The sequence below is a fragment of the Paraburkholderia monticola genome, assembly GCF_001580545.1.
In the GTDB taxonomy this organism is placed as follows: Bacteria; Pseudomonadota; Gammaproteobacteria; order Burkholderiales; family Burkholderiaceae; genus Paraburkholderia; species Paraburkholderia monticola.
Window position 1 is genome coordinate 319,405 of record NZ_LRBG01000035.1, and the last position, 22,976, is coordinate 342,380.

General features: G+C 64.2%; 21 protein-coding genes. 14 read left to right on the top strand and 7 right to left on the bottom strand.

Features of this window, described 5'->3' with window-relative positions; translation table 11 throughout:
- Positions 1-48: 48 nt before the first annotated feature.
- The 3 genes from CI15_RS22260 to CI15_RS22270 are packed head-to-tail and all read right to left on the bottom strand — an operon-like array spanning position 49 to position 2,782.
- Entirely contained in the window at positions 49-912 is an 864-nt protein-coding gene (locus CI15_RS22260; protein WP_062131136.1) for an ABC transporter permease, read from the bottom strand.
- A gap of 16 nt (positions 913-928) precedes the next feature.
- The gene (locus tag CI15_RS22265; RefSeq protein WP_062131139.1) at positions 929-1,723 is read right to left on the bottom strand and encodes an ABC transporter ATP-binding protein; all 795 of its coding nucleotides are present in this window, start codon (positions 1,721-1,723) and stop codon (positions 929-931) included.
- A 39-nt stretch (positions 1,724-1,762) separates the two neighbouring features.
- On the bottom strand, positions 1,763-2,782 hold the full coding sequence (locus tag CI15_RS22270; RefSeq protein WP_062131142.1) for an ABC transporter substrate-binding protein: 1,020 nt from the start codon (positions 2,780-2,782) through the stop codon (positions 1,763-1,765).
- A 267-nt stretch (positions 2,783-3,049) separates the two neighbouring features.
- On the opposite strand from CI15_RS22270, the gene CI15_RS22275 reads away from it, so the two are divergent.
- The 7 genes from CI15_RS22275 to CI15_RS37020 all read left to right on the top strand — a co-directional run bounded on the left by CI15_RS22275 (position 3,050) and on the right by CI15_RS37020 (position 10,129).
- Complete coding sequence (locus CI15_RS22275) at positions 3,050-3,727, top strand: response regulator (protein WP_013092490.1); 678 nt, start codon at positions 3,050-3,052, stop codon at positions 3,725-3,727.
- A gap of 2 nt (positions 3,728-3,729) precedes the next feature.
- Positions 3,730-5,115, top strand: coding sequence for a sensor histidine kinase (locus tag CI15_RS22280; RefSeq protein WP_062131145.1), 1,386 nt, complete (start codon positions 3,730-3,732; stop codon positions 5,113-5,115).
- 126 nt (positions 5,116-5,241) lie between these two features.
- Positions 5,242-6,282, top strand: coding sequence for an ABC transporter substrate-binding protein (locus CI15_RS22285; RefSeq protein WP_062131148.1), 1,041 nt, complete (start codon positions 5,242-5,244; stop codon positions 6,280-6,282).
- Between the two features lie 50 nt (positions 6,283-6,332).
- Positions 6,333-7,715 carry a sensor histidine kinase gene (locus CI15_RS22290; RefSeq protein ID WP_062131151.1) on the top strand — a complete coding sequence of 461 codons (1,383 nt, stop codon included), beginning with the start codon at positions 6,333-6,335 and terminating at the stop codon, positions 7,713-7,715.
- A gap of 33 nt (positions 7,716-7,748) precedes the next feature.
- Complete coding sequence (locus tag CI15_RS22295; protein WP_062131154.1) at positions 7,749-8,444, top strand: response regulator; 696 nt, start codon at positions 7,749-7,751, stop codon at positions 8,442-8,444.
- 188 nt (positions 8,445-8,632) lie between these two features.
- Positions 8,633-9,760, top strand: a complete 1,128-nt coding sequence (locus tag CI15_RS22300) for a porin (protein WP_062131157.1) — start codon at positions 8,633-8,635, stop codon at positions 9,758-9,760.
- A gap of 225 nt (positions 9,761-9,985) precedes the next feature.
- The gene (locus CI15_RS37020; protein WP_161950052.1) at positions 9,986-10,129 is read left to right on the top strand and encodes a hypothetical protein; all 144 of its coding nucleotides are present in this window, start codon (positions 9,986-9,988) and stop codon (positions 10,127-10,129) included.
- A 243-nt stretch (positions 10,130-10,372) separates the two neighbouring features.
- On the opposite strand, the gene CI15_RS22305 is transcribed toward CI15_RS37020, so the two are convergent.
- Entirely contained in the window at positions 10,373-11,212 is an 840-nt protein-coding gene (locus CI15_RS22305; RefSeq protein WP_062131658.1) for a DNA-binding transcriptional regulator, read from the bottom strand.
- A gap of 219 nt (positions 11,213-11,431) precedes the next feature.
- On the opposite strand from CI15_RS22305, the gene CI15_RS22310 reads away from it, so the two are divergent.
- From CI15_RS22310 to CI15_RS22340, 7 genes are all read left to right on the top strand, one after another.
- Positions 11,432-13,294: a bifunctional 3-(3-hydroxy-phenyl)propionate/3-hydroxycinnamic acid hydroxylase gene (locus CI15_RS22310; RefSeq protein WP_062131160.1), complete on the top strand. Its 1,863-nt coding sequence runs from the start codon at positions 11,432-11,434 to the stop codon at positions 13,292-13,294.
- 1 nt (position 13,295) lies between these two features.
- Positions 13,296-14,246: a 3-carboxyethylcatechol 2,3-dioxygenase gene (locus tag CI15_RS22315; RefSeq protein WP_062131163.1), complete on the top strand. Its 951-nt coding sequence runs from the start codon at positions 13,296-13,298 to the stop codon at positions 14,244-14,246.
- Positions 14,247-14,264: 18 nt separating this feature from the next.
- Complete coding sequence (gene mhpD / locus CI15_RS22320) at positions 14,265-15,101, top strand: 2-keto-4-pentenoate hydratase (RefSeq protein ID WP_062131165.1); 837 nt, start codon at positions 14,265-14,267, stop codon at positions 15,099-15,101.
- An 8-nt stretch (positions 15,102-15,109) separates the two neighbouring features.
- Positions 15,110-16,060 carry an acetaldehyde dehydrogenase (acetylating) gene (locus CI15_RS22325; protein WP_062131168.1) on the top strand — a complete coding sequence of 317 codons (951 nt, stop codon included), beginning with the start codon at positions 15,110-15,112 and terminating at the stop codon, positions 16,058-16,060.
- Positions 16,061-16,073: 13 nt separating this feature from the next.
- Complete coding sequence (dmpG, locus tag CI15_RS22330; protein ID WP_062131171.1) at positions 16,074-17,105, top strand: 4-hydroxy-2-oxovalerate aldolase; 1,032 nt, start codon at positions 16,074-16,076, stop codon at positions 17,103-17,105.
- A 101-nt stretch (positions 17,106-17,206) separates the two neighbouring features.
- Positions 17,207-18,469 (top strand): 3-(3-hydroxy-phenyl)propionate transporter MhpT, encoded by a 1,263-nt coding sequence (mhpT, locus tag CI15_RS22335; RefSeq protein ID WP_062131661.1) that lies wholly within the window; start codon positions 17,207-17,209, stop codon positions 18,467-18,469.
- Positions 18,470-18,550: 81 nt separating this feature from the next.
- Positions 18,551-19,435, top strand: a complete 885-nt coding sequence (locus CI15_RS22340) for an alpha/beta fold hydrolase (protein WP_062131173.1) — start codon at positions 18,551-18,553, stop codon at positions 19,433-19,435.
- A gap of 42 nt (positions 19,436-19,477) precedes the next feature.
- Here CI15_RS22340 and CI15_RS22345 read toward each other — a convergent pair whose 3' ends face one another.
- The 3 genes from CI15_RS22345 to CI15_RS22355 form a co-directional block, all read right to left on the bottom strand.
- The gene (locus CI15_RS22345; RefSeq protein ID WP_062131176.1) at positions 19,478-20,545 is read right to left on the bottom strand and encodes a LacI family DNA-binding transcriptional regulator; all 1,068 of its coding nucleotides are present in this window, start codon (positions 20,543-20,545) and stop codon (positions 19,478-19,480) included.
- A gap of 125 nt (positions 20,546-20,670) precedes the next feature.
- Positions 20,671-21,591, bottom strand: a complete 921-nt coding sequence (locus CI15_RS22350) for an aldose epimerase family protein (protein WP_062131179.1) — start codon at positions 21,589-21,591, stop codon at positions 20,671-20,673.
- Complete coding sequence (locus tag CI15_RS22355; protein WP_062131182.1) at positions 21,564-22,835, bottom strand: glucarate dehydratase family protein; 1,272 nt, start codon at positions 22,833-22,835, stop codon at positions 21,564-21,566. Before CI15_RS22355 ends, CI15_RS22350 begins: the two co-directional genes overlap by 28 nt.
- Positions 22,836-22,976 lie beyond the last annotated feature (141 nt).

Sequence of the window (22,976 nt, forward strand, 5' to 3'; positions counted from 1 at the left end):
CGGCATGCGTGAAGCGAACCTCTTTGGGGTGACTCGCGTTGCCGGGGCTTAAACCGAACTCGGCCGCCACTTCAGCAAACGATTCTCGACCGCGGTCAACAGATAGTCGGCGGCAAGCGCCACCACCGCCAGCACGATCATCGCCGCGAACACACCGGCTGCATTGAACGCGCCCTGCGCGGTGGAGATCAAGAGACCGATGCCCTGCTTCGAGCCGAGAAACTCGCCGACCACCGCGCCGACCAGCGCGAAGCCGAAGCTCACGTGCAGGCTCGCGAGAATCCAGCTCAGCGCCGACGGAATCACGACCGAGGTCGTGACCTGGCGGCGCGACGCGCCGAGAATCTGCGCATTCGCGATCATGTAGCGGTCCGCTTCGCGCACGCCCTGGAACGCATTGGCGAACACCACGAAGAACACCATCACGACCGCGAGCGCGACTTTCGATGCCATGCCGAGCCCGAGCGCGATCACGAACACCGAGCCGAGCACGACGCGCGGGATCGAATTGGCGATCTTGATGTAGAGGCTGAACACGTCGGAGAGCAGCTTATTGCGGCCGAGCACGATGCCGCAGAAGATGCCGGCGACCGAACCGATGATGAAGCCGAGGCCGGTCTCTTCGAGCGTGACCCATACCTGGGTGAGCAGCGGGCCTTGCGACGTGCCGTTGACGAACCAGTCCACGATCTGTTCGAAGATCGCACTGGGCATCGAGAAGAAGAACGGGTCGATCCACTTCAGGCGCGCCGACAGTTCCCAGCCGCCGAGCACGACCACCAGCACCAGAATGCGCAGCGAAATTACGAGGACCTGGCGCTGGCGGATTTTCTTCTGCGCGATACGCTCGACGTGTGCGAGCGACGCGGCATCGATGCCCGAAGGCATCATCTGTTGAGAGGGTGTAGACATGTTTGCCGTTCCTTGATTAGCCGATCTGCACTTCTTCGCGCAGGTCATGCCAGATGTCGCGCGAAATTTCGATGAAACGCGAGTCGTAGCGGATCTCCGACGTGACGCGCGGTCGCGGCAGATCGATTTCGTAGACCTTCTTCAGCGTGGCCGGGCGCGCGGTCAACACGAACACGCGGTCGGCGAGCGCAATCGCTTCTTCGAGGTCGTGCGTGACGAACACGACCGAGCCGACGCCGCCCCACAGTTGCAGCAGTTCGTCCTGCATCAGCGTGCGGGTCTGCATGTCGAGCGCCGAGAACGGCTCGTCCATCAGCAGGATTTCCGGCTTGTTGATGAAGGTCTGCGCAAGCGCGACGCGCTTGCGCATGCCGCCGGACAGTTGATGCGGATAGTGCTTGCCGAACTTGTCGAGGCCCACGCGGCGCAGCCATTCGTTCGCTTCGTCGTAGGCAGCCGATTTCGAGCGGCCGCGATAGAGCGGACCCGCCGCGACGTTGTCGAGCACCGAGCGCCACGGAAACACCGCGTCGGCCTGGAACACGAAGCCGATACGCGGATCGATGCCGTCCACCGGCGCGCCCATCACGCGCACTTCGCCGGTGGTCGGCTTCAGGAGGCCCGTGATCATGCTGAGCGTGGTGGACTTGCCGCAGCCGGTCGGGCCGACCACCGCGACGAATTCGCCGCGTGCCACCGACATGCTGAAGTCGCGCAATGCAATCGTGGCCTTGCCGTCCGGGGAAATGAAACGGCACGACACGTTGCGCATTTCGATCGCTGGCGTCTCGCGTGACAGAGGTTGATTCATCGGCGGGTGCCTCGCAGTTCTGTGAATATAAAAATGGCGTTACTTCGACGCGGTCTTGACCGGCGCCGACACGTAGTCGTTGGTGTAGGTCTTGGCGAGATCGATGTGCTTGCCCTTCACCGACGGATTGAACGCGGAGAGCACCTTTAGCACCGTATCCGGGCCGTCGGCGGGCATCTTGCCGTCCTTCGTGAACATCGGCAGCGAAGCCTTCAACGCGCTCACGTACAGGTCCTTGTTGTTGCCGTAGTAATCCTTGGGCATCTGCGCGGCGATGTCCTCGGCGCTATGCGTCGAGATGAAGTTCAGCGTCTTCGCGAAGGCATGCGAGAGCTTCGCGGCCTCGTCCTTGTGCGATTCGGCCCACGCGCGCTGCACGTAGAAGCTCGAAGCGGGGTAGGTGCCGCCGAGCGCCGCGCGCGTGCCGTCGACGTTGCGCATGTCGACCAGCACCTTCGCGTCGCCGGTCTTCAGCAGTTGCGAGACGGTCGGCTCCGTGGTCATGCCCGCGTCGATGCGGCCTTGCTTGACCGCCGCGATGAAGCTGTTGTCCGCGCCGACCGGCAACATCGTGTATTGCGTCGACGGCACACCCGCGCGCTGCGCGAGGTACTGCGTGAGGAAGCTGGTCGACGAACCGAGGCCGGTCACGCCGAGCGTCTTGCCTTTGACGTCGGCCATGCTCTTCAGCGAATCGGCCGCCTTGGTCGAGACCATTTCGACTTCGCCCGGCACCTGGCCGAATACGACGAGCGCCTGCACTTCCTTGCCTTTGCTCTGCAGATCGATCGTGTGGTCGTAGAAGCCGACCACGCCTTGCACCGCGCCCGCGAGCAGTTCGTTCTCCGCATCGACACCGGCCGGCTGCGAGAGGATCTCCACGTCGAGGCCTTCATCCTTGAAGTAGCCGAGCTGCTCGGTGAGCTTGGCCGGCAGATAGATGATCTTGGTGGCGCCGCCGACCATGATCGTGATCTTCTCGGCGTGGGCGCCGGCCGAAGCGGCGGCAAGGGCAAACGCAACTCCTGATACGGCGGCAATCTGGCGCAAGGTACGCATGAGGCAGTCTCCTTAGGTGGATCGCCGCGATCGTGGCGTGCGGCGTTTTTCTGGGTGAATGGCGGCGATTATAGAAACGCGAAACCTTCTGGCAGCTTTCGGGGTTTGGCGTAAAACATGGGTGTTAACCCGAGAATGGGCCGACAGTGCGAGGCAGTCGCCGCCGCGCACGCGGCGGCCCCGTACCTCTGTGGCAAATCACGCAGCACGCGCGCAACCCTCTTGTTTTAAGGCACAATCGACGGCCTGACTTTTGCCGTTGCCGCCATGAAGCTGCTGCTGATCGAAGACAATCCCACGCTTGCGCACTGGCTCGCGAAGATGCTGGAGCAGGAAGCGTTCGCGCTCGACGCCGTGCAGGACGGCGACGAAGCCGACCGTCTGCTGCGCACCAATCACTACGACGTGATCCTGCTCGACCTGAATCTGCCCAAGCTGTCGGGCAAGAACGTGCTGCGCCGGCTGCGTCAGCGTGGCGATGCCACGCCGGTGCTGATCCTCACCGCGAGCGGCTCGATCGACGAAAAGGTCGAACTGCTCGGCGCCGGTGCCGACGACTATCTGGTGAAGCCGTTCGAAGTGCGCGAGCTGATCGCGCGCATCAAGGTGGCGATTCGCCGGCAGTCGCCATCGAAGGCGAGCGAGGTGGTGTGCGGCGATCTGTCGTTCGACATCGACACGCGCCAGTTCACGCTGAAGGGCGCGCCGCTGAACGTGACGCCACGCGAGCGCTCGGTGCTCGAAGCGCTGATCCTGCGCCTCGGCAAGACGGTGACGAAGCCCGCGCTCGTCGATGCGATCTTCACGCTGGCGGACGAGCCGAGCGAAGACGCCGTCGAGATCTACATCTCGCGTCTGCGCAAGAAGCTCGACGGCAGCTCGGCCGCGATCGTCACGCTGCGCGGTCTCGGCTATCTGCTGCGCAAGCGCGAAGACGACCAGTAACGATGGCCAATAGCCTGCGCATACGCCTGCTATGGTGGCTGCTCGTGCCGCTCGCGCTTTATGTGTTCGTGACCGGCAAGACCGAGTACGACAACGCGCGGCGCACCGCGAATCTCGTGCAGGACAATCAGCTGGTCGCGTCGGCGCGCATGATCGCGGGCGAGGTCGAATGGCGGGACGGTTTTCTGCGTGTCGATGTGCCGCCCGCCTCGCTCGAGATCTTCGCTTCGCCGTACCGCGATCAGGTGTTCTACAGCGTGCGCGCCGACGATGGGCGGCTGCTCGCGGGCACGCCCGATTTCCCGCCGCGCCCGGCGCTGGCGCCCGACGTGCCCGACTCGTACTACACGGAGCTGCACGGCCAGCAGGTGCGCGCGGCCGACATCGTGCGGCTCATGTACGACAACGGCGCGACGCGTCCGGTGCGCGTGACGGTCGGCAAGACCGTGCGCTCGCGCGACGCGATGACCCAGCAGCTATGGCGCCCGCAACTGGTGCGCCAGCTCGAAATGATCGCGCTGGCGGTCGCACTCGTTTGCATCGGACTGACGTTCGAATTGCGGCCTTTGATGAAGGTGAAAGACGAGGTGGCCGACCGCGATCCGATGCAGCTAGAACCGATTCGCGTCGAACGTCTGCACTCGGAATTGCGGCCCATCGTCGATGCGATCAATCAGTGCATTGCGCGGCTCGGCCTGCAGGTGGCCGCGCAGCGCCGCTTCATTGCCGACGCCGCGCATCAATTGCGCACGCCGCTGACCTTGCTCGGCACGCAACTGCAATTCGCGCGGCAGCAGGAAGGCCTCAATCCCGCACTCGACGAAGCGCTCGCCGCGATGCATCGAAGCAATCGCTCGATGGTCGGTCTCACCAACAAGCTGCTGTTGCTCGCCCAGGCCGAGGCCGCCGACAACTCTCAGCTCGCGATGGAAAGCGTCGATCTGGTGCCGCTCGCGATGGAGGTCGTCGAAGATCTCGCGTTGCTCGCGCAGGCGCGTGAAATCGATCTGGGCGCGGAATTGCATGGCGCGGCGCCGGTGCTCGGACATCGCGGCCTGTTGCAGGCACTGATCGCGAACCTCGCCGAGAACGCGATTCGCTATACGGGTGGAGGGGGGCATGTGACGGTTGCCGTCAGTGCAGATCCGGGAGCGAATACCGTTACCGTCAGCGTGACCGACAACGGCCCCGGCATTCCGGCCGAGTCACGCAGCCGCGTGTTCGAGCCGTTCTTTCGCGCGTCGACGGATACCGAGGGCACCGGACTCGGCCTTGCGATCGTCCGCGAGATTTCAGACGCGCATCACGGCGACATCACGCTGAAGGCGGGCGAGGGCGGCAAGGGCGTGCATATCGCCGTGACGTTTCCGCGCGCGGCCCCGAAGTGATCGGGATAAACCCGAGGTTCGCGCCACACAGGCCTGCTTGAAAGCGTCGGGAAGGATTCGCCCCTTCAGAATCACGGGCAGGCGACCCGTGTGGCGCCCAGACGCAAGATAACGGAGACATCCGCAATGAAGCTTTCCTCGACGCGTTTCTCGCGCGCGGCCTATGCCGCCGTCGCGGCGTCGCTCGCGTTGTGCGCGCTCGCAAGACTCGCGACGCCCGCGCAAGCCGCCGCGCCGGAGAAACTCGCGATCATGGTGGGCGGCATCAACAAGCTCATTTATCTGCCGGCGCGTCTGGCCGAACAGCTCGGCTATTTCCAGGCGGAAGGGCTCGACGTCGAACTGCTGTCGCAACCGACCGGCATCGACGGTGAAAACGAAATGCTCGCGGGCGCGGTGCAGGGCGTGGTCGGTTTCTACGATCACACGATCGATCTGCAGACGCGCGGCACGGAAGTGAAGACGATCGTCGTGTTCAGCCAGGTGCCCGGCGAAGTGCAACTGGTCGCGACGCAATCGGCCGATTCGATCCAGAGCATGGCCGACGTGCGCGGCAAAACGCTCGGTGTGACCGGGCTCGGATCGTCGACGAGTTTTCTGACGCAATACCTCGCGCAGCGCGCGGGCGTGCCGCCCCACCAGTACACGCTGCTGCCGGTCGGCGCCGACACCAGTTTCATCGCGGCCATGCGGCAAGGGCGCATTCACGCGGGTATGACGACCGAGCCGACCGTCACGCAACTATTGAAGGCGGGCGACGCCAAAGTACTCGTCGACATGCGCAATGTCGACGGCACGCGCGCCGCGCTCGGCGGCACCTATCCGGCGTCGAGCCTCTACGTGCAAAGCACATGGCTCGACGCGCATCCCGACGAAGCCGCGAAACTCGCGCGCGCATTCGTGAAGACGCTGCGCTACATGCATACCCACAGCGCGGAACAGATCGCCGCGCAGATGCCGAAAGAAGACATCGGCGGCGACAGGGCGTTGTATATCAGCGCGCTGCAGGCCTCGTTGCCGATGTACACCGTGGACGGCAAGATGCCCGCCGACGGTCCGCAGACGGTGCTGAAGGTACTGTCGAGTTTCAATCCGGCGGTGAAGGGGCGGCATATCGATCTGTCGCGTACGTTCACCAATCAGTTCGTCAATGACGTGAAGCCTTGAAAGCGGGCTGACCGCGCGGGTTGCTTCGGGCACCAAAGGATCGACATATCGTGTTTTCAGGCAGTTTGCGCGGACGCTTGTTGTGGTGGCTGCTGTTGCCGCTGGCCGCATTCGTCTCCATTTCGGTCGTCATTTCATATCGCTTCTCGCAGACCACCGCGGACCTGGTTCAGGACAATGCGCTGCTGTCGTCGATGCGCATCATCGGCGAGGATATCGACTGGGACAACGGCTCGGTGTCGATCCAGATTCCGCCGGCCGCGCTCGAGCTGTTCGAATCGCCGGAGCAGGACACCGTTTTCTATCGCGTCGAGGCAAGCGGCCATCGTCTGCTCGCGGGCAGCCCCGACTTGCCCTTGCCGCCGCATGTGAGCGACAGTCCCACGCTTTATTCCACGCATTTCGCCGACGGCCAGGCCGCGCGCGCGGTCGCCTACGTCCGGCAGCTCTACGATTCGGGACGCACCGAGGAAGTGATCGTCGCGGTCGCGAAGACGGAAGGCTCGCGCGATGCGATGGTGTGGCGGTTGCTGCGGCCGCAATTGTCCGGCGAAGTACTGACGCTGGTACTGGCGATGGTGTTCGTCTACCTCGGACTGACCTTCGAACTGCTGCCGCTGATGAAGGTGAAGGACGACGTCGCCGATCGCAATGCGTCGCAGCTCGAACCGATTCGCGTCGCGCGTCTGCATGTCGAACTGAGGCCGATCGTCGAGGCGATCAACCAGTGCATCGCGCGAATGGGCCAACAGGCCGCGACGCAGCGGCAATTCATCTCCGATGCCGCGCATCAGTTGCGCACGCCGCTCGCGCTGCTGGTCGCCCAGATCCAGTTCGCGCGGCAACGCGATAACCGCGATGCCCCGCTTGCCGAAGCGCTCGCGGGCATGCACAAGAGCAGCCGCAAGCTGACCACGCTGACCAACAAGTTGTTGCTGCTGGCCCAGGCCGAGTCGGCCGCGCCCGCCAATGCGCGCGAGCGGATCGATCTGGGCGCGCTGATCGCGGGCGTGCTCGAGGAACTGATCGCGTTTGCGCAGTCGCGGGAAATCGATCTGGGCGCGGAACTGGAAGATGGCTTGTACGTGAACGGCGACGAAGCCTTGACGGCGGCGCTCGTGACCAATCTGGTCGACAACGCGTTGCGATATACGCAGCCAGGCGGTCACGTCACCGTGCAAACGCGGCGTCGCGACGGCATGGCGATCGTGCGCGTGATCGACAACGGACCCGGCATCAAGGCCGAAGCACGCGAACGGGTGTTCGAGCGCTTCTATCGCGCGTCGAGTCATGCCGAAGGGACGGGACTCGGCTTGCCGATCGTACGCGAGATCGCGCAACGCCAGGGCGGCAGCGTGACGCTCGAATCGAATCAGGGCGGTGCGGGCCTCGTCGCGACCGTCGAGATGCGCCTATGGATGGGCGCGACCTGACGCCATGCGCGACTCGCAAACGGGAGGAGACCGATGAAACTGTTGCTCGTGGAAGACGATGCGGACCTCGCGCGTTGGGTGATGAACCTGATGCAGGTCGAACAATTCGCGATTGACTGGGCGCAGAACGGCGAATGCGCACAGACGCTGCTCGGTCTGCAGTGTTATGACGCGGTGCTGCTGGATATGCGCCTGCCCGGCATCGGCGGCAAGGAGGTGCTCGCGAGGTTGCGCCGCAAGCGCGATAACGTGCCGGTGCTGATGCTGACCGCAAACGGCTCGACCGACGACAAGGTGGCGTGCTTTTCCGCGGGCGCCGACGACTATGTCGTCAAGCCCTTCGATGCGCGTGAACTGGTGGCGCGCATCAAGGCGCTGATTCGCCGTCAGGCTGCCGGCGACAAAGGCCAGTCGACCGAATGCGGCAATCTGCGTTACCTGTTCGATTCGCGCGAATTCGTGCTGCAGGACGAACGCTTGCCGCTGCGCCGCCGCGAACATGCGATCCTCGAAGCGCTGATACTGAAGCAAGGCAAGACCGTTTCGAAAGCCACGCTGATGGACAAGATCTTCACGCTCGACGAGGAACCGAGCGCCGATGCGATCGATATCTATATCCACCGGTTGCGCAAGCATCTCGCGGCATCTACTGCGAAGATCATGACGCTGCGCGGGCTCGGATACATTCTGCGCGAAGAAGAACCGCGCGAAGCATTTGCCACGAGCTGATATGACAGCGCGATAAAAACGCAGATCATCGACTCGTCTTCGGTTGTCAATAGCACGCTGTTCTAGTGTTTTCACCGACTTCCACCGCTCTTTCGCGAAAGAGGCGTGAAGGGTTGCTCTGACTATTCTTGGCTTCGCTTTGCAAGCCGATGTCGGATCAATTCAACACAGAAAGAGCGGAGGAGAAGATGGGAACAAAGACCAGGTCGTTGCTGGTGGCGGGCGGTAGTGCTTTGGCGATGAGCGGCGTTCACGCGCAGTCGAGCGTGCAGCTGTATGGCTTGATGGATCTGAGCGCGGTGACGTATCAGACCAATGCGAACGCGAACGGCAAGCACGTCATTTCGATGGGTATCGACGGCGAGCCGTGGTTCAGCGGCAGCCGCTTCGGCATGAAGGGCGCGGAAGATCTCGGCGGCGGGCTGAGAGCGATCTTCCGCCTCGAAGCGGAATACCGCGTGAGCGACGGCGCGATGGAAGACCCGGGTCAGATCTTCGACCGCGACGCCTGGGTCGGCTTCGAAAGCGACACGTTCGGCAAGGTCACGGCCGGCTTCCAGAACACCGTGGCGCGCGACGCCGCCGCCATCTACGGCGACCCGTACGGCAGCGCCGCCTTGACCACCGAAGAAGGCGGCTGGACCAACGCCAATAACTTCAAGCAACTGATTTTCTACGCGGGCAGCGCAACCGGCACGCGTTATGAAAACGGCGTGGTATGGAAAAAGCTCTTTGACAGCGGTGTATTCGCCGCGGCGGGGTATGCATTCGGCAATCACACGAGCTTCGGCACCGACGCGACCTACACCGGCGCGCTCGGCTATAACGGCGGTCCGTTCAGCGTGTCCGCGTTCTACAACCACGTCAACAACAACGGCTTCACGAATCAGGCCTATTCGATCGGCGGCAACTACCGGTTCAACATCGTTCGTCTGAACGCGGGTTATTTTCACTACTCCGGCGATCAGGGCGCGTTGGGTCAACGTCACGACAATGCATGGACCGTCTCAGTCAAACTGGCGCCGAAGGGGCCGTTCGACTATGCGATCGGCTACCAGCAGATGCATGCCTCGAACGCGGCGTTCGACGACAGCGGCGGCACCGCCAATGCGAACCTCGGCTTCAATCCCGACACCGGCACGGCCAGCGGCTACAAGGAAACCTTGTACGCGTCGATGTTCTACCACCTGTCGAAGCGCACCGAGCTGTACGTGGCCGGCGATTACATGAAGCTGCACGACGGCTACGTCGTCGCGACGACGCATGGCGCGCGGAACCAGCTGGAATTGACCACGGGTATTCGCACGCGGTTCTGAGTTGCTTGACGGGTTGCGAGTGTTTCAATGCTGGAAAGACCGCCGCCGATTCAGCGCGGCGGTCTGCTTTTCAGGGTGCAGACAGGTTGGCGTATTTAGCCAGCCTTGGCCGCAGTTTCCTTCGCGAGCAGGCGTTGAGCCTGTCGGTCGCCCTTTGCCGCTTCCTGCGCGGTCTGCACCGAGGTTTCGCTGGCTTCAGCGAGCAGGGCGCGCGCCGCGTTGCTAATGCTGACGGTGTATGACGACGTGCTGCCGGTCGTCGATCCCGCCGATGATGAACTGCTCGTGCTGGATGTAGGCGCCGCCGATGTCGCCTTCGACCCCGAACTCGACGCGACGGCCGAGCCTGTTGCCCCTGTCGTGGTTTGAGCCACTGCCTGAATAGACACTTTGATCTCCTTGTAAAAGACGAGTACTGCGCTCTGTCTATCGGCGCCGTTCCAGAGTGCTTGAGAGCTATATTTTTTCTATTTTTCGCGTGCCTTAAGTGGCCGTTAAGGTTTGCATCGACTCTCTGCGTAACGGACGAATCTCTTAAGATTTCGTTAAGGTTAATGACGCAATTGATCTGGAATACGGATTAATCGAATCAGGCGAAGCGAGCCGATCAACTCACGACGTCCGCTCGCGCGTCGCACGCGTCTTGCCGGCTCCGCGCCTCGCGCTCGCCTCCGCCGCAAGCTCATCGACCATCTCGCGCGCGGCCGTCTGCAACTCGGGCACATAGCGCCGCTTCGCTTCCGCGAGCGACACCGCCCGCGTCAGAAACACCACGTTCAAACTCGCAAGCACCCGCTCCTCGAACACGATCGCGACGGCGACCGCGCCGATCTTGCCCTGGTCCACCCAGTCGCCGTGATTCGAACCGAAACCGTCCGCGCGCACGCGTCGCACGAGGCTGCGGATCAACGCGTCGTTCGACGCGAGCGCCTTCTGCTCCTCGCCGCCCGCGCCCGCGCGCAGCAGATCGAGTATGTCCTCGCGCTCTTCGTCGGGGCACATCGCGAAGTACGCGCGGCCCGCCGCGGTCAGCAGGATCGGCAGACGCCGGCCGACCATCGCGCGATGAAACGACAGCGGACTGAAGCGGTGCGTGGTTTCGCGGATGATCATCGCGTCGCCGTCGGGCGTGGTCAGATCCGACGGCCACGCGACGCGTTGCAGCAGGCGCCCCATGACCGGCGGAGCGATGGTGGCGATGCGTTCGTCGTCGGTAAAGCCTTCGCTCAGCGCGCGAACCTTCAACGTGAGCCGGAAGCTGTCGTCCGACGCGCTGCGCCGCACGAAGCCTTCCTCCATCAAGGTTTCGAGCAGCCGCCGCGCGGTGGTGCGATGCAGCCTGGTCAGTTCGCTGATCTGCTGGCTCGTCGCGCGGCCGCTGTCCATCGAGTTGAGCGCCTGCAGCACCTGCAAGCCGCGCGAGAGACCTCGCACGTTCGTGTATTTGGTCACGTAAAACTCCAATTAAATCAACTATGTGCATTCTATGCACAATTTCCAGATTTTGTTGAGCGAGCACATGGCCGGTCCTAGACTGCCAACAAATCAACGAATTCATGGAGACGCAAGCTGTTGTCCGCAAGCGATTTTTCGCTGTGGTGACGGCCGGTTCCCGCCGCCGCGCTCCCTGATTTTTCGACCCAGCCAGTCGGGTCGACAACTGGAGACAACATGCCCGCATCGCTCGATACGGTGGCTGCGCAAGAGCGCAGCGGAACCGTCACCACCGACGTCGCGATCATCGGAGCCGGCCCCGTCGGTCTGATGATCGCCAACTATCTTGGCCTGCAGGGCGTACGCGTCGTGCTGATCGAAAAGCTCGACCAGATCATCGACTATCCGCGCGCAATCGGTCTGGATGACGAGGCATTGCGCGTGTTCCAGTCCATCGGCCTCGCCGATCGATTGCTGCCGCACACGACCCCCGATCACTGGATGCGTTTCGTCACGGGCAATGGTCATTGCTTCGCGTCGATCGAACCGCGCACCGATGAGTTCGGCTGGTCGCGCCGCAACGCATTCATTCAGCCGCTGGCCGATCGTGTGTTGTTCGACGGTCTGCAACGCTTCCCGCACGTCGAGGTGCTGTTCGGCCACACGCTCGATTCGTTCACGCAGGACGGCAGCGGCGTCACGATCGAAACCGAACACGCGCAGGGTAGCCGCTGCACGATCCGCGCGTCGTACATGGTCGGCGCGGACGGCGGCAACAGCTTCGTGCGCCGCACGCTCGACGTGCCGTTCGAGGGCCGCACGAAGCCGAATCAGTGGATCGTCGTCGATGTACGCAACGACCCGATCGGCTCGCCGCACGTGTACATGCATTGCGATCCGCGGCGCCCCTATGTGTCGGCCGCATTGCCGCACGGGATTCGCCGCTTCGAGTTCATGGTGATGCCCGGCGAGACCGAGGAAGAGCTGTCGAAGCCGGAGAACCTGGCCGCGCTGATCCGCAAGGTCGTTGCCGATCCGCAGAAAGTCGACTACATCCGCAAGCGCGTCTATACGCACAACGCGCGGCTCGCGAGCAGCTTCCGCGTGAATCGCGTGCTGCTCGCCGGCGATGCCGCGCACATCATGCCGGTGTGGCAGGGCCAGGGCTACAACAGCGGCATTCGCGACGCGAGCAACCTCGGCTGGAAACTCGCGATGGTGGTCAAGGGTGTCGCCGGCGCTGCGCTGCTCGATACCTACACCGCCGAGCGTCGTTCGCACGCGCGCTCGATGATTCATCTGTCTGAAGTCGCGGGCGACATCTTCGCGCCGACGAGCCGCTTCGGCATCAGGTTTCGCGACGCGTTCGTGCGTACCTTCAACTGGTTTCCGGCGGTCAAGCGCTACTTCGTCGAAATGCGTTTCAAGCCGATGCCGCGCTATGAAAGCGGCGTCGTCCTGCTCGCACGCACACCGCGCAAGCATGGCTGGCTCGCGCGCGCGCTCGAACGCTCCGGTCATTCGGCGCCGGGCCGTTTGCTCGGTCTGATGAGCGAGAAGCGCGAATCGCGGCTCGGCCGCCTCGTGTATGGACGCGATCCGCACTGTCATTCGCCGGTCGGTCGCATGTTCATTCAGCCGCGCGTACGCACGCTGGGCGGTGACGTCGTGCGACTCGACGACGTGCTCGGCAACCGCTTCGCGATCATCGGCTGGGGCGCGGAGCCGACCTTCGGTTTGTCGGAGGAAGCGCGCGCGATCTGGCGGCGCCTCGGCGGCTGCTTCGTGGTCGCGAAGCCGGACACGCAATTGTCTTTCCATGACGACGTGCCTGACGACGTGATTGCGATCGGCGACCTCAACACACGGTTGAAGGACTGGTTTGCGCGTGTGCCCGAATCGGTCGTGCTGTTGCGCCCCGATCGCTTCGTCGCGGGCATGGGCTCGCCGCAGCAGGTGTCGCAACTGGTGGTCGAACTCGCGCAGAAGCTGCATCTCGACGCGGCGGCGTGCGCTGACACGGCCGGCGCGGGCCAGCAAGCGGCGTTCGGGCACGACGGTGTCGTCACGTTCCCAACCGTCGCAACCGCCGGAGCCTGATATGCCGATGCTGCTCGAATGTCTGTCCCATACACCCTTGCACGGCTACTACGATCCCGCGCCTGAAGTCGTCGCGGAAGTCGAGCGCGTGCATGCGGCGGCGCGCGCGCGCGTCGTCGAGTTCGATCCCGAACTGGTCGTCGTGTTTGCGCCCGATCACTACAACGGGTTCTTCTATGACGTGATGCCGCCGTTCTGCATCGGTGCGTCGGCGAGCGCGGTCGGCGACTTCAAAAGTCTTGCCGGCCCGCTGGACGTGCCCGCCGATACCGCGTTCGAACTCGCCGAAGCAGTGCTCGCGAGCGACGTCGACGTGGCGGTGTCGTACCGCATGCAGGTCGATCACGGTTGCGCGCAAGCGCTCGAGATTCTGCTCGGCGGCCTCGATCGTTATCCGGTCGTGCCGGTGTTCATCAATTCGGTGGCGGCGCCGCTGGCTTCATGCCGCCGCGCGCGTTTGCTCGGCGATGCGCTGGGCCGCGCGCTGGCACGCTCGAACCGGCGCGTGCTGGTGATCGGCTCGGGCGGCATCTCGCACGAGCCGCCGGTGCCGGAGCTGGCTGGCGCGAGCGAGGAAGTCGCCGAACGTCTGATCGCCGGCCGCAATCCGTCGGCCGAATCACGCGCGGCGCGCGAGGCGCGCACGATCGCCGCGGCGCGCGCCTTCACCGCGGGCGACAGCCGTCTGCATCCGCTGAATCCCGAATGGGACCGCGCGTTCCTGAAGCTGCTCGAAGATGGCGAACTGACGGCCCTCGACGGCCTGACTGACAGCGCGATCACGCGCGAGGGCGGCAAGTCCGCGCACGAAATCCGTACGTGGATCGCCGCGTTCGGCGCATTGAACGCAAGCGGCCCGTATCGCGCGTCGCTCGATTACTACCGTGCGATCCCTGAATGGATCGCGGGCTACGGCGCGATGCACGCACGCGCCGTGACGGCCCACCTCTAACCGGATCAGGTACCCGCTATGAACACTCAGACCAATGTCGATGCGCTGGCCCTGCGCCTGCGCGAATCGGAACGAACGCGCGCGACGATCGCGCCGCTGCGCGACGACACGCGCTTTGCCGAACTGTCGAACCCGGCCGACGCGGAGCAACTCGCGTACGCGGTGCAGCAGGCCAACGTGGCCGCGCGCGTCGCGGCGGGCGAGCGCATCGTCGGCCGCAAGATCGGGCTCACATCGCCGGCAGTGCAACGTCAACTCGGTGTCGACCAACCGGACTTTGGCGCGCTGTTCGCATCGATGGCGTATGGCGACGACCAGCCGATTCCGCTTAACGAACTAATCCAGCCGAAGGTCGAAGCTGAGATCGCACTCGTGCTCGAGCACGATCTGCTTCACGAACGTCACACGTACGCCGATCTGATCCGCGCGACCGCCTATGCGGTCGCGGCGATCGAAGTGGTGGACAGCCGTATCGAAGGCTGGAACATCCGCTTCGTCGATACGGTCGCGGACAACGCGTCGAGCGCGCGCTTCGTGCTCGGCAGCCGCCCGGTCCTGCTGCGCGATATCGACCTCGCGGCCTGCGCGATGACGCTTTCGAAGGATGCCGAGGTACTGTCGCGCGGCAACGGCGCGGCCTGCCTCGGCAATCCGCTGAACGCCGCCGCGTGGCTCGCGGACCGCATGGTTCGGCTCGGCACGCCGCTGCGTGCCGGCGACGTGCTGATGACCGGCGCTTTGGGCCCGATGGTCGCGGTCACGCAGCCGGGCACCTTCAGCGCGCAGATCGACGGTCTCGGCAGCGTCCGCGCGACTTTCTCCGCATCAAGCAAGCAATCGCAAGCACTCCATTGAGGACTCATATGGCAAGCGAAAAACTCAAGGCCGCGATCATCGGCTCAGGCAATATCGGCACGGATCTGATGATCAAGATTCTGCGGCACGGCAAGCATCTCGAAGTGGCCGCGATGGTCGGCATCGATCCGAATTCGGATGGCCTCGCGCGCGCCGCACGGCTCGGCGTGGCGACCACGCATGAAGGCGTCGAAGGTCTGACGCGTCTTCCGGTGTTCGACGACATCGATTTCGTGTTCGACGCGACCTCGGCCGGTGCACACGTGAAGAACGATGCGCTGCTGCGCAAGCTGAAGCCTTCGATTCGCGTGATCGACCTGACGCCCGCCGCAATCGGCCCGTACTGCGTGCCGGTCGTCAATCTCGACACGCACCTCGATGCGCTCAACGTCAACATGGTCACCTGCGGCGGTCAGGCGACGATCCCGATGGTCGCCGCCGTGTCGCGCGTGGCGAAGGTGCACTACGCGGAAATCGTCGCGTCGATCAGCAGCAAGTCGGCCGGTCCCGGCACGCGCGCGAATATCGATGAATTCACCGAGACCACCTCGAAGGCGATCGAAGCGGTCGGCGGCGCGGCGAAGGGCAAGGCGATCATCGTGCTGAACCCGGCCGAGCCGCCGGTGATGATGCGCGACACCGTCTACACGCTCTCCGAGATGGCCGACCTTGAGAAGGTCGAGCAGTCGATCGAGCAGATGGCTGCGGCGGTGCAGGCCTACGTGCCGGGCTATCGCCTCAAGCAGAAGGTGCAGTTCGATGAAATCCCCGCGAGTGCGCCACTCAATATTCCAGGCCTCGGCAAGTTCAGCGGCCTGAAGACTTCGATCTTCATCGAGGTCGAAGGCGCCGCGCACTATCTGCCCGCCTATGCAGGCAACCTCGACATCATGACTTCGGCCGCGCTCGCGACCGCCGAGCGCATGGCGCAGGCGCTCGTGCAGGCATCCGAAGCTTAAGGAGACTTTCCGCATGGACAAGAAACTGTATATCTCCGACGTGACGCTGCGCGACGGCAGCCACGCCATTCGTCACCAGTACTCGATCCAGAACGTGCAGGACATCGCCCGCGCATTGGATCGCGCGAAGGTGGACAGCATCGAAGTCGCGCACGGCGATGGTCTGCAAGGATCGAGCTTCAACTACGGCTTCGGCGCGCACAGCGACCTCGAATGGATCGAAGCGGTGGCGGATGTGGTCGAGCACGCGCAAATCGCCACGTTGCTGCTGCCCGGCATCGGCACGATCCACGATCTGAAGGCCGCGTATCAGGCAGGCGCACGCGTGGTGCGTGTCGCCACGCATTGCACCGAAGCGGACATCTCGAAGCAGCACATCGAGTACGCGCGCGAACTCGGCATGGACACCGTCGGCTTTCTGATGATGAGCCACATGACCACGCCGGAAAACCTCGTCATCGAAGCGAAGAAGATGGAAAGCTACGGCGCGACCTGCATCTACGTGGTCGACTCGGGCGGCGCGCTGACGATGAACGACGTGCGAGACCGCTTCCGCGCGGTGAAGGCCGTGCTCAAACCCGAAACACAAACGGGCATCCACGCGCACCACAACCTGTCGCTCGGCGTGGCGAATTCGATCGTCGCGGTGGAAGAAGGCTGCGACCGCATCGATGCCTCGCTCGCGGGCATGGGCGCCGGTGCCGGTAACGCACCGCTCGAAGTGTTCATCGCGGCGGCCGAGCGCATGGGCTGGAATCACGGCACCGACCTCTACACGCTGATGGACGCAGCAGACGACATCGTGCGGCCCTTGCAGGACCGGCCGGTGCGCGTGGATCGCGAAACGCTCGCGCTCGGTTATGCGGGTGTGTATTCGAGCTTCCTGCGCCACTCGGAAGTGGCCGCGAACAAGTACGGCCTGAAGACGGTGGACATTCTCGTCGAGCTGGGCAAGCGCCGCATGGTCGGCGGCCAGGAAGACATGATCGTCGACGTCGCGCTCGATCTGAAGCGCGCGCGTGCAAGCGACGCCGCGGCTTCATGACCCCGACGCTGCGCGACGGCACCGCATGCCGCGCGCGCAGCGTTCATTTCATCCGGCAAGGTCGCCGCAAGAGCGACGCTGAATCAACATTGGAGACTTTTATGCGGCAGTCAACGCAAGCAACGCAAGCAACGCACTCGACGAAACCTCCCGCCAGCGGCGCGCTGACGATCGGGCTCTGCCTGATCGTCGCGCTGCTCGAAGGGGTGGACCTGCAATCCACCGGCCTCGCCGCGCCGCGCATGGCGCGCGAGTTCCATCTCGCGGTCGCGCAGATGGGCTGGGCCTTCAGCATCGGCGCATTCGGGCTGCTGCCGGGCGCTGCGATCGGCGGACGTCTGGCCGACCGGCTCGGGCGCAAGCGCGTCTTGATGTGGTCGGTTGCGCTGTTCGGCATCTTCTCGCTCGCGACCGCGCAGGTGTGGGATCTGAACAGTCTGCTCGCCGCGCGCTTTCTGACCGGCCTCGGTCTCGGCGCGGCGATGCCGAACCTGATCGCGCTGTGCTCGGAAGCGGCGCGGCCCGATCAGCGCAACACCGCGGTCGGCGCGATGTATTGCGGCATGCCGTTCGGCGCGGCGCTCGCCGCGGTGGTCGGCATCCTCAGTCCGGGCGATGCGAGCTGGCGGCATATCTTCTACGTCGGCGGTTTCGGGCCGCTGCTGGTGCTGCCGCTGCTGGCGCTGTTTCTGCGCGAGTCGGCGCAGTTCGTCGCGGCACGCGCGACCAGGGACGCGCGACGCGATGAATCGGCCAGCGTGACGCGCGCGCTGTGGCGGGAAGGCCGCGCGGGCACGACGATCGCGTTATGGATCAGCTATCTCGGCACGCTGATCGTGCTGTATTTCCTGATCAACTGGCTGCCGTCGCTCGTGTTGACGCGCGGGCTCACTCGCGTGCAGTCGGGCGTGGTGCAGATGATGTTCAACATCGGCGGCGGCATCGGCGCGATCGTGATCGCCGGCATGATGGACCGGATGGGCCGGCGTCGCACGGTCGCGGGCATGTACGTCGGCATCGTCGTCGCGCTGGGTGCGTTACTGAGCGCGAACGGCGGCACGTCGATGGCGTGGGGCGGATTGCTTGCGGGGCTGTTTCTGGTCGGCGGGCAATCGGTGTTGTATGCGCTCGCGAGCAGCCTGTACCCGACCGAAGTGCGCGGCACCGGTGTCGGCGCGGCCGTGGCGGTGGGCCGTCTCGGCTCGATCCTCGGACCGTTGATCGCGGGGCAACTGCTCGCGATCGGTCAGGGCGCGACCGTGCTGCTCGGCGCGAGTATTCCGTTGATCGCGGTCGCCGCGATTGGCGCGTGGCTCGTCGTGAGCCGCTCGACGCGTCGTTATACCCCGGCGGTCGTGCAATAGTTTTGCAGCCCGAAATACCGAGCGGGTTGGCCATCGAGGGCGGCCCGCGATCACTCAACGCGTGAAAGCAAGGAATTCGATATGAGCAACACCAACACCCAGGCAACGGCGATCACCGAAGAAGCGACCAGCCGATTCGTTCGAATCACCGAAGATGGCCGTGAGATGCAGATCCACTACAACGACGTGGGGCAGGGCACGGAAACGGTCGTGATGTTGCACGGCTCGGGACCGGGCGCGACCGGTTGGGCCAACTTCCACCGCAACGTCGAACCGCTCGTCGCGGCGGGCTATCGCGTGATCCTGATGGACTGCCTCGGCTGGGGCAAGAGCGATCCGATCGTCTGCAAGGCGTCGCGCTCGGAACTGAACGCTCGCTGTCTGAAGGCGCTGCTCGATGCGCTCGATATCGAACGCGTGCATATCATCGGCAACTCGATGGGCGGGCATAGCGCGGTCGCATTCGCACTCGCCGAGCCTCGGCGCGTCGGCAAGCTCGTGCTGATGGGCGGCGGCACCGGCGGCCCGAGCCAGTTCGTGCCGATGCCGACCGAAGGCATCAAGCTGCTGCAAGGGCTGTACCGCAACCCGACCATCGAGAACCTGCAGCGCATGATGAGCGTCTTCGTGTTCGACTCGAAGGCGTTGACCGAAGACCTGATGCAGGCGCGGCTTGCGAACATGCTGGCTCGTCGCGATCACCTCGAGAACTTCGTCGCGAGCCTCGCCGCGAATCCGAAGCAGTTCAACGACTTCGGCCCGCGCCTTGGGGAGGTGGCCGCGCCGACGCTCGTGATCTGGGGGCGCGACGATCGTTTCGTGCCGATGGACGTGGGCCTGCGTCTCGTCGCCGGGATGCCGAATGCGGACATGCATATCTTCACGCGTTGCGGGCACTGGGCGCAGTGGGAGCATGCGGAGAAGTTCAACCGCATGGTGGTCGAGTTCCTGGGCCGCGAGGAGTAAGCAGGGTTGTGCCTGCGGGGGACCGGCGCGCCGGTCGCCCTGTCAGGTTTGGGTGGGACTCGCTTTCTTGCGCGTCCGGGCATCGGCACCCGACGCATCATCCGCCGGCTCCGCCACCCCTCGCCGAACCGTGGACTCCCGCACGACCAGATGCGGATCGAGCATCGAATAACCCGCACCTTCTTCGCTCTTGCCGTGCAGTTCGTTGATCAGCTTCGTCATGGCGAGCTCGCCCATCTTCTCGCTCTGAAAGTCGACCGACGTCAGCGCCGGCGACGCGTACTCGCCGTACGGCACGTTATCGAAACCAGCGACCGAGACGTCGTGCGGCAACGAGAAACCCAGCTCGCGCGCTTCCTTGATGAAGCCGAGCGCGATCAGGTCGTTGTAGCAGATCACGGCGTCCGGCCGTTTGGGGCCGAGCATCAGGCCCGAGCACGCACGCTCGCCGGCCGGGGCCGACGGGCTCTCTGTTTCGTGAATGTCGAGTGGCAGGCCGTGTTCGTCGAGGCAGTTGCGAATGCCGCGAATCCGCTCGTCGTTCCAGCGTGAGCGGCCAAAGCCCAGATATGCGATGCGCTTGTGGCCGAGTTTGACCAGATGGTTCGCGAGCATGTAGCCGGCGAGGCAGCTGTCGGTGCCGACACTCGAAATCGAAAAGCGCGCGCTGCGCCCGAACAGGACGACCGGCTTGCCAAGATCGAGCAGCCATTGCACCGATTCGTCGGGCATGCGCGAGCTGACGATCATGCCGTCGACGCGTTGTGCGAGCGACTCGATCAGCGTTTTTTCGCGCTCCTGGCTCTCTTCGGTATCGACGAGCAGCAGCGTGTAATCGTGCTGAAGGGCGACGCGATTCGCACCCTTCACGATGTTGGTGAAATGCGGATTGCGGATGTCGAGAATGGCGAGACCGATGGTATGCGTGCGCCCGGTGATCATCGAACGGGCGAGCGGATTCGAACGGTAGCCGAGCTGCTCGACCGCCTCCTTGAGCCGCGCCTCGACGGCCGGAGTGAAGCGCTGGGTCCCATTCATGTACTTCGAGACGGTCGCGACCGATACGCCTGCTGCAGCGGCGACGTCGCGAATGGTGGCACCCTTCTTCATCGGCGGAGCATGGCCTTTTTGAATGATCTGTCGATCATATCGGTTATCGCAATAGCGGTAAAGGCGAGCGCCTTGCGGGGCGTGTGAGCGGCGCTCAGTGCATGCCTCGCGGCAATCGTTTGCGCTTAGCGCAATTGCAGATGCATGTCGAAGGTCGCCGGCGTGTTCGGCAGCGCGATGTGATGAGCCGGGTCGAGTCGCCCCGCAAGGTGGGTGCACGGTTCGACGCACAGAAAGCGCTCGCCGGCGCGGTGATGAACCACCACGTGATCTGCTTGCGAGCTCGTCAGTGTGATTTGTCGACCTGTGTCCGGATAGTCGATCACTGCTCGCGCGGGCGCTTCGGTTTCGCAGAACCATGTGAAGGTTTCGCTCGGTAGCGCGTCGGGTTTCAGCTCGACGTGCAACTCGCCCGCGAGACTTTCGCGGTGTCGTGGCAGGCCATCGCTGGTTTCGTCCGCATGCCATCGCGCCGTGGCTCGCGTGGTTGCGCTGACGGTGCCGTTCAGCGCGAAGTACGGATGAAACCCGACGCCCAACGGCATCGGCTCGCACGATTCGTTGAGCACGGTGAGCGTCAACGCGATGCCGTCAGCGTGTAGATCGAACGTCAAATGCGCGCGATAGCGCCACGGCCAAGCGCTCGTGGCGTCGAACGCATGTGTCATCGTGCAACGCGTGGCCGATGCGCTTTCGACCTGCCATGCCGAGCGCAAACCCCAGCCATGCAGGAAAGCCGAGGTGTCGGGCGCGGCGAGTTCGAGCGCCGCATCGCGCCACGCGAGCGTATTGCGCGCGAACCTGTTCGTGAACGGCAGCATCGGAAAACAGCCCGCGCGTTGCCAGCGCTGCAACGCGAAGCCGCGCGGTTCGACGGGAACGAGGTAGTCGAATGGCGCGGCGTCGGCGCAGTGGCGGCGCAGACCGCCGATTCGCGCGCCGAGTGACGGAAGCAATTGGGCTTCGATTTCGCCGCAACGCAGCGTCACGACAGCGGTGTTGGCGCTGCCGAGCGACATCAATAACGCGGCTTCTTCGCGATCCATTCCGGACGCAGCTTGCGCATTTGCGCGGCGTCGTTGCGCTGCGTAATGCCGCATTCCAGGTAGCGCTCGTGCAGCGCGCGCAGCGCGTCGCGATCGAGTTCGACACCGAGCCCCGGCGCGTCGGTCACCGTCACGCAGCCGCCTTCGATGTTGATCTTGCCGCCCTTCAGCACCTCGTCGTCTTGCCACGGGTAGTGCGTGTCGCACGCGTACGTGAGGTTCGGCACCGCCGCCGCCAGATGCGACATCGCCATCAGACTGATGCCGAGGTGCGAGTTCGAATGCATCGACAGGCCGAGGCCGAATGTGTCGCACATCGCGGCGAGCGTTTGTGTCGCGCGCAAACCGCCCCAGTAGTGATGGTCCGACAGCACGATCTGTACGCCATTCAGCGCGACGTTGCGGCGGAACTCGTCCATGCCGGTGACGACCATGTTGGTCGCGAGCGGCAGGCCCGTCGCGCGGTGCAACTGGGCCATGCCTTCGAGGCCCGGCGTCGGATCTTCGTAGTATTCGAGATCGCCCTCGAGTTCCCTCGCAATTCTGATGGAGGTGTCGAGCGACCAGTTCGCGTTCGGATCGATTCGCAAAGGATGATTCGGGAATGCGCGCTTGAGCGCCTTCAGGCTCGCCACCTCGACATCCGGTTCGAGCGCGCCAGCCTTCAGCTTGATGCTGCCGAAGCCGTAACGATCGATCATCGTGCGTGCCTGCCCGACGATCTGCTCCGGCGTTAGCACCTCACCCCAACTGTCGGGACGATACGAAGGATCGACGTCGCTGGCGAACTTGAAGAACAGGTACGCCGAAAACGGCACCTGGCGACGTACGGCGCCGCCGAGCAACTCGTGCAGCGGTACGCCGAGCGAGCGGGCCTGCAGATCGAGCAGCGCGACTTCGAACGCGCCGAACAGCTTCTGCTCGGCCTTGTCGAGTTGCGAGCCCGGCGCGAGATCGATTTCGACCGCGTTGGCGGGCGCCGCGCCCGACGACTGCGCCGCGTGTACCGCGCGCGCCGCGCCGTTCAGATCGAACGGGCTGAGTCCGACGAGGTGGTCCTTCACCTGCAGCAGGCCGTCGAGCACCGGTTTGTCGCCGTAGGTTTCGCCGAGGCCGATCAGGCCGTTGTCGGCCTCGATCTCGATGATCGAGCGCAGCGCGAAGGGTTCGTGCACGCCGCTCGCGTTCAGAAGCGGCGGGTCGCTGATGGCGATGGGCGTGACGCGGACGGAAACGATCTTCATGGGTACGGGTTCCTTCATCGATGAGCGGCGCGAATGCTGTCGGCTGCTGGGAGGATAACGATTTCGCATTCTAGCGAAATGAGCGTGGCACGTAAATGCGGTCGAGCGGCTGCGGCGTGGGATCGGACGCGGGTGGGAAAA

Bases quoted from the DNA above. Each gene is read 5' to 3' on its own strand.
- CI15_RS22260 (WP_062131136.1), bottom strand. From the start codon at position 912: ATGTCTACACCCTCTCAACAGATGATGCCTTCGGGCATCGATGCCGCG.
- CI15_RS22265 (WP_062131139.1), bottom strand. From the start codon at position 1,723: ATGAATCAACCTCTGTCACGCGAGACGCCAGCGATCGAAATGCGCAAC.
- CI15_RS22270 (WP_062131142.1), bottom strand. From the start codon at position 2,782: ATGCGTACCTTGCGCCAGATTGCCGCCGTATCAGGAGTTGCGTTTGCC.
- CI15_RS22275 (WP_013092490.1), top strand. From the start codon at position 3,050: ATGAAGCTGCTGCTGATCGAAGACAATCCCACGCTTGCGCACTGGCTC.
- CI15_RS22280 (WP_062131145.1), top strand. From the start codon at position 3,730: ATGGCCAATAGCCTGCGCATACGCCTGCTATGGTGGCTGCTCGTGCCG.
- CI15_RS22285 (WP_062131148.1), top strand. From the start codon at position 5,242: ATGAAGCTTTCCTCGACGCGTTTCTCGCGCGCGGCCTATGCCGCCGTC.
- CI15_RS22295 (WP_062131154.1), top strand. From the start codon at position 7,749: ATGAAACTGTTGCTCGTGGAAGACGATGCGGACCTCGCGCGTTGGGTG.
- CI15_RS22300 (WP_062131157.1), top strand. From the start codon at position 8,633: ATGGGAACAAAGACCAGGTCGTTGCTGGTGGCGGGCGGTAGTGCTTTG.
- CI15_RS37020 (WP_161950052.1), top strand. From the start codon at position 9,986: ATGCTGACGGTGTATGACGACGTGCTGCCGGTCGTCGATCCCGCCGAT.
- CI15_RS22310 (WP_062131160.1), top strand. From the start codon at position 11,432: ATGCCCGCATCGCTCGATACGGTGGCTGCGCAAGAGCGCAGCGGAACC.
- CI15_RS22315 (WP_062131163.1), top strand. From the start codon at position 13,296: ATGCCGATGCTGCTCGAATGTCTGTCCCATACACCCTTGCACGGCTAC.
- mhpD (WP_062131165.1), top strand. From the start codon at position 14,265: ATGAACACTCAGACCAATGTCGATGCGCTGGCCCTGCGCCTGCGCGAA.
- CI15_RS22325 (WP_062131168.1), top strand. From the start codon at position 15,110: ATGGCAAGCGAAAAACTCAAGGCCGCGATCATCGGCTCAGGCAATATC.
- dmpG (WP_062131171.1), top strand. From the start codon at position 16,074: ATGGACAAGAAACTGTATATCTCCGACGTGACGCTGCGCGACGGCAGC.
- mhpT (WP_062131661.1), top strand. From the start codon at position 17,207: ATGCGGCAGTCAACGCAAGCAACGCAAGCAACGCACTCGACGAAACCT.
- CI15_RS22340 (WP_062131173.1), top strand. From the start codon at position 18,551: ATGAGCAACACCAACACCCAGGCAACGGCGATCACCGAAGAAGCGACC.
- CI15_RS22345 (WP_062131176.1), bottom strand. From the start codon at position 20,545: ATGAAGAAGGGTGCCACCATTCGCGACGTCGCCGCTGCAGCAGGCGTA.
- CI15_RS22350 (WP_062131179.1), bottom strand. From the start codon at position 21,591: ATGGATCGCGAAGAAGCCGCGTTATTGATGTCGCTCGGCAGCGCCAAC.
- CI15_RS22355 (WP_062131182.1), bottom strand. From the start codon at position 22,835: ATGAAGATCGTTTCCGTCCGCGTCACGCCCATCGCCATCAGCGACCCG.